The sequence below is a fragment of the Nostoc paludosum FACHB-159 genome (genome assembly GCF_014698835.1).
Classification (GTDB): domain Bacteria; phylum Cyanobacteriota; class Cyanobacteriia; order Cyanobacteriales; family Nostocaceae; genus Nostoc; species Nostoc paludosum.
The window spans coordinates 1-5863 of the sequence record NZ_JACJTU010000128.1 but is presented as its reverse complement, the minus strand read 5'-3'; the positions used below and the strand labels follow the sequence as shown (position 1 = coordinate 5863).

Genomic DNA, 5863 nt, shown 5'->3' with positions numbered 1-5863 from the left:
ATCAAGCGGTACGAGCAGACACTACTTTTAGAAATTTACCATAGGCAGATTTTTAATCAGAATTATCACATAGAGTCTTGCGATCGCTATCGATTGCCGTTTGTTCATTAGGTTTGATCCACGTCACAGGTTTAGAAATAAATGCAAGTTACTCTTGATACACAAAAAACTAAATTTACACAGATCAACAAAGTCAGTATTCTCGCAGCAGCCTTACTACTACTCTCTGGAATAACAACTGTAGCGCAAATTAACCTCCCCAAGATGAGGGTAGTTAGCGTAGGTGATGGCGATACTCAGTCATGGAACTGACCGGACACGCAGGTGGAATTTATGGACTGGCAATAAGTAGTGATGGTCAGATTTTATATAGCGGTAGCGGCGATAAATCTATTAAAGTTTGGCTCCTAAAACCGTAATTAGGGCTTGCTGAAAAAGAAAGAAAAGGTGACAGTCTCTAGATTATCAGACCCTAAAAGTATATTCAGGTGCAAGAGTTGAGGGTAAAATAGTCCAAAATCCTTGCATCACAATGGTCAAAATCGACCTAGAGTATCATTAGTCACCATGTACCGAAAAGAAGAATCAACTCCAATTCCACCAGAAAGTTTTGAACTTCCATTTGAGGGCAAGTTATCAGAAAATAATCGTTGGGTAATCATGGCTGATTTAATACCCTGGACAGAATTTGAGGATGAATATTCTTCATCTTTTTCCGCAGAGATGGGAGCACCTGCAAAATCATTTCGGATGGCATTAGGGGCATTAATAATCAAAGAAAAGCTAGGGATAAGCGACAGAGAAACAGTAGAACAAATTAAAGAGAACCCTTATCTACAGTACTTTATAGGGATGTCATCTTATAGTAATGAAACTCCATTTGATGCATCAATGTTAGTACATTTTCGTGAAAGGATTAGTGCTGACCTAGTTAATAAAGTAAATCAACAAATGGTGAAGAAGATGCTAGAAACAACATCTTCGACTTTAGCGGCTGAAAAAAAACAGAAGCATCAGAAAAAGAGGTAAGTGAGCTAACAAATCGAGGAAGATTAATATTAGATGCTACTTGTGCGCCTGGTGATATCAGCTATCCCACAGATTTAGAGCTACTAAATCAAGCCAGAAAGCAAACAGAAAAAATTATAGACTTGCTTTATGAACAAATAAAAAGTCAATTAGAGAAAAAACCGAGAACTTATCGCCAAATCGCCAGACGTGACTATTTAGAAGTAGCGAAAAAAACGCCGTGTCTTACAGAAACAAAGAAGTAAAGCGATAAAAAAACAGCTCCAATATATTAAAAGAAACCTATCACATATTGAACAGCTAACCCTGAACGGGTCAACTCTACTAAGTCTAACCAATAGGCAATATAAGATGTTGCTAGTAGTTACAGAAGTCTATCGTCAACAACTATGGTTGTCTGAAAATAAAAAGCAGAGCATTGATGACCGCATTGTGAGTTTAAGCCAACCACATATCCGTCCAATTATCCGAGGAAAAGCGGGTAAAAATGTGGAATTTGGTGCAAAACTGTCTGCTAGTTGCTTTGATGGATATGTATTTTTAGATCATATTAGTTGGGATAACTTTAATGAATCAGGAGATTTAAAAGCACAAGTCGAAGCCTTTAAAAACTACACTGGTTATTATCCAGAATCTGTCCATGTTGACAAAATTTATCGCACAAGAGAAAACCGAGCTTGGTGTAAAGAACGAGGAATTAGAATCAGTGGAGTTCCTTTAGGAAGACCACCAGCCAATATTAGTAAAGAAAAAAAGCAACAAGCTAAAGAAGATGAAAGGATTCGTAATTCTATTGAGGGAAAGTTTGGACAAGCTAAAAGAAGATTCAGCCTCAACAGAGTGATGGCTAAACTAAATCATACTTCTCAAACTGCAATTGCTATGACTTTTTTAGTGATGAATCTATCTGCTCATCTGTCACGGTTAATTAGGGCTTTTTTGTGTCTATTTTTGAAAATTACACCTTTTTTCCCATCTACTATGATTGAAGCTTATGATTTACTAAGTCATAGTAAATAAAAACTTATCTTTGTCTCTTGCTTGAATAACAAATTAATCCTTTTCTAGCTTTTTTATTACTTTTTCAGCAAGCCCTAATTACTGAATCGGTGTTCTAGTCGAATATGCAAAGACTCATCCTGAACTAGAATTCCTAACAACTAATGGTCTGACCCCACTTTTCGCGTTGTACCCAGTTCTATTGATATGCGATCTCCTTACCTTTGTTCGCTAAACAGAGGTTTGTTAGAACGAGAAGACGGTGCGGAGTGTACCTGTAAGGATTGTGCCATTGACGCTTTGATTAGCTGGATTTGTAATCACTTGAAATACAGGTGTGACACGGATATTGTCATTAATTGGAAAATTGTAGAAAGCCTCGAAATTCGTTTGCGTCAAATCTCCTATTTCACTTGCGATAAACGGCTGACCTACAGCTATGCCTGCCAGAGCATTTTCAATAAATAGATCCTGAAAAGCTACACCTGCCATCCAATAGCTAGGCTTTAAATCACCAAAGGCAGTATCAGCGTAGCTACCGTAACCGTAGCGTCCAAAAACAGCAAAACGGTCTGAAAGCGTCAATTCCAAGTTGGCTCCAAAGACATCAAAATTCCCTCCTAAAATACTACCGCTCGTATATTGCAAGCGTAGCGCAAACCTTCTCGAAGGAGCGTATTCTAACTCAATGATTCCTTGATAAGGATCGCCAAACAGCCCTCCTTCTCCTCGTCCGTTGGGATAAAGAATGTATCCCAGTGAGAAAATACCAGGAACTGGAGATGAACTCTCTATTTTTGATCGACTGGCAGATGCCGCCACATAAGCAGCTCGTGCCGTAAATGCGCCTTCATTAGGATTCCACCTGATAGCAGCACCCGCTCCTAGCCCTTGAACTGGAAAAAGAATATAGTTGTTTACCAATGCTTGCGTAGAGAAGTCTAGAAAACTGACATTTGCATAGCGATTTAAGTCTACATAGTCAGTCAGACTGATGACTGGGCCTAGGGAAAGCGTCAAATCCTCAGATAGAGAAAAGGTATAATTCAGACGGGACACGCCAAACTCTTCAACGGGCGGTTTGGCTGAATAGTCTAAAACACTGCCAAAACTGGGTTCTAATAATCCTGCTGCATTGTCATCTGCCCCATTGCTGCCAATTTCTAGCCAGAGTTCTAGCGCATCTGTTCCATTAAAACTTGTAGTGAAGTCTAGGGTAGCTCGGTAAAGGAATGTAAGGTTTGGATCTTTTGTCGCGATTTCTCTGCTTGTGACATCAACAATGCGATCGCCGCTAAAGCCTCCGCCAGTGACTCCAAATACAACTATTCCTGACAATGTGGTGGTTGTCGAGAACTGACTTGCTTCCAACTTAGCAGTTCGGGCTGCTAATCCATCTACACGTTCTTGTAGTTTGCTGAGTTCGCCAGAAAACTCTTCTTGAAGTCGTTGTAGTGTCTCTAAATCATCACGAGATATTCGTGAACCAGTTCCTTGAGCAATTTGTTCGCCGATTTGTTTAAGTGTTATGTTCAATGCTAGTGCAAATTCGTCGCGAGTCATTGGTCTTAGATGCAAAGCGGCTTGTCGTGAGACATCGCCCCGAAAAGTTTGGGCTGGATAGCCTGTAAGAATGTTATATCGAGAGATCAAAGACTGAAGCACCTGAAATGCCCAATCTGTCGGTTGAACATCATCTAGTTGATTTACTGAAGTCACTTGTCCCTGTAGCGTTGCGTTTGATTCTTGGGGAATACTTTCAGGAATTAGCTGGGTAATTGAAGTTGGAGTAACAAAAGAAAGTTTTTTCTCAAAAGTTAAAGACTCAACAGTCTTGGCTAGGGAAGGAGTTGCATGATTAAGGATGACGAAGCTCAAAACACTCAAACAACCCAGTATATGAAAATTTGCAAACCAATAATTTTGCATACTTCAGTAGTAGATTTTTAGAAGGGTTAACGCTTACGTCCAAGCGTGAGTGCTGCAAAAGCAACGATCAACAAAAACATCCCGGCGGTACAAACTCCATTCCATCGCCAGAGATTCCAGCCGTAAGCACCCAGGAATGAACCGATCGCGCCACCAAAGAAATAGAATGTGACAAACAGCGCATTCAAACGGCTATGCGTTTCTTCAGGTAGCCTGTAAATCAATGCCTGGTTGGATACTGTTGTCACCTGTACCCCCATATCTAACAAAATCACGCCAACAATCAGTCCCCATAGTTGGTATCCAAACAACCAAAACACCAGGAAAGACACAGTAGTTGCGAGTAAGCCCAGTGCAATCGCGAGTCTCGGACTTCTGCGATCGGCAAGTTTGCCAGCTAGTGGCGCGCTTGCGGCTCCAACGACCCCAATCAACCCAAACAACCCAGCGACCTCGCTGCCATATTGATAAGGTGGTTGTTCTAATAGAAAAATCAAGGTACTCCAAAAAACGCTAAATGCCCCGAAAGCCATTGCACCTGTAATTGAAGCTTGTTGCAACACAGGCTCTCGAACCAACTTCAACATCGATCGCATCAATTCTCGGTAAGTAAACATGACCGCAGGCTGACTGTTGGGCAGCGCCCGAAACAGAACGATCGCTAACATCAACATTACGCCACTGGCAATCCAATACATCGCCCGCCAACCTAGTTCTGCACCAATAAAGCCACTCACCGTCCGCGCAAGAAGAATGCCAATCAGCAGTCCGCTCATGACTGTGCCGACAACTTTGCCCCGCACTGCCGCAGGAGCAAGTAAAGCTGCAAAGGGAACCGCGATCTGAGGTACGATCGTCGTTACCCCAACGATGAAGCTAGCAATAATTAACCAGCCAATGGTAGGAGAAACAGCAGCCGCAGCTAAAGCTAGAGCAGTTCCAATAAGCATGTTAACGAGCAAACGTTTGCGCTCTAGAAGATCGCCGAGAGGAACGATGAAAAAGTTGCCCATTGCATAGCCAATTTGTCCCAACGTCGGAATTAATCCTGCGTCTTGAACAGAGGCGTTCAAATTCTGAGTAATTGCTGCAAGCAGGGGTTGGTTGTAATACAGGTTGGCAGCAGCAGCCCCACTGGTAATTGCCATTAGCCAAACGATATTGCGATTCATAATTATTGAAAAGATAGAGAGCAAGGCATTGCAGGCAATGCAGAACTTAGTCGCTCGATTCAGATGCAGGTACTAGATTGCCAAGTTTTTACAACTTGTTGAATGGCTTCATGAGCAGTTGCGATCGCTAGTTGTCGTTCTTCAGACCCGATTGCCAGATTTTCGGCATGGATAAACGTGACATCAGTTACGCCAATAAAGTCAAATACTGCACGCAAGTAAGGCTCTTGAAAATCGAGTGGTTCGCCTGCATAGCTTCCGCCTCGTGTTGTAATTACCAGCGCTTTTTTATCTTTTAACAGTCCTTCGTAACCATCAGCACTCACCACAAACGTCCGTCTGACTCTCACAATCTGATCGATGTATGCTTTGAAACTGGCAGGTACACTATAGTTGTACATAGGAATGCCAAAGATATAGAGGTTTGCCGCCAGCAGTTCAGCAATCAATTCATCGGAAATCATCAAGGCAGATTGTAATTCTGGAGTGAGTTGAGCTGGAGGACAAAACGCAGCAGCAATCCACGCTTCATCGATGGCAGGTACTGGATAACGTCCTAAATCGCGATAAATGACAGGAACATCTGGATGCATTTGTTTCCACAAACTCACAAATTGTTGGGTTAAGTGTAACGACCTGCAATACTAATCGCTCAAACCTGCAATCAAGACATTTACAAACCAGGATTATTTGCAACTATAATTACGCTTCAGCCAGGATTAATTGCAACTGAA

3 protein-coding genes and 2 pseudogenes are annotated in these 5863 nt (G+C 41.9%); 2 read left to right on the top strand and 3 right to left on the bottom strand.

The window, feature by feature from the left end:
• Window positions 1-302 precede the first annotated feature (302 nt).
• Together H6H03_RS39025 and H6H03_RS39020 are read left to right on the top strand one after the other, a co-directional pair.
• Entirely contained in the window at window positions 303-419 is a 117-nt protein-coding gene (locus H6H03_RS39025) for a WD40 repeat domain-containing protein (protein ID WP_190960332.1), read from the top strand.
• A 148-nt stretch (window positions 420-567) separates the two neighbouring features.
• A pseudogene (locus tag H6H03_RS39020) lies at window positions 568-1989 on the top strand (IS5 family transposase); the annotation flags it as partial.
• A 285-nt stretch (window positions 1990-2274) separates the two neighbouring features.
• Here H6H03_RS39020 and H6H03_RS39015 read toward each other — a convergent pair.
• From H6H03_RS39015 to H6H03_RS39005, 3 genes and pseudogenes are all read right to left on the bottom strand, one after another.
• Window positions 2275-3957: an iron uptake porin gene (locus tag H6H03_RS39015; protein WP_190960331.1), complete on the bottom strand. Its 1683-nt coding sequence runs from the start codon at window positions 3955-3957 to the stop codon at window positions 2275-2277.
• Window positions 3958-3983: 26 nt separating this feature from the next.
• Window positions 3984-5129, bottom strand: a complete 1146-nt coding sequence (locus tag H6H03_RS39010; protein WP_199339241.1) for an MFS transporter — start codon at window positions 5127-5129, stop codon at window positions 3984-3986.
• Between the two features lie 59 nt (window positions 5130-5188).
• A pseudogene (locus H6H03_RS39005) lies at window positions 5189-5764 on the bottom strand (FMN-dependent NADH-azoreductase); the annotation flags it as partial.
• Between the last annotated feature and the right edge of the window lie 99 nt (window positions 5765-5863).

Bases quoted from the DNA above. Each gene is read 5' to 3' on its own strand.
- H6H03_RS39015 (WP_190960331.1), bottom strand. From the start codon at position 3,957: ATGCAAAATTATTGGTTTGCAAATTTTCATATACTGGGTTGTTTGAGT.
- H6H03_RS39010 (WP_199339241.1), bottom strand. From the start codon at position 5,129: ATGAATCGCAATATCGTTTGGCTAATGGCAATTACCAGTGGGGCTGCT.
- H6H03_RS39025 (WP_190960332.1), top strand. From the start codon at position 303: ATGGAACTGACCGGACACGCAGGTGGAATTTATGGACTGGCAATAAGT.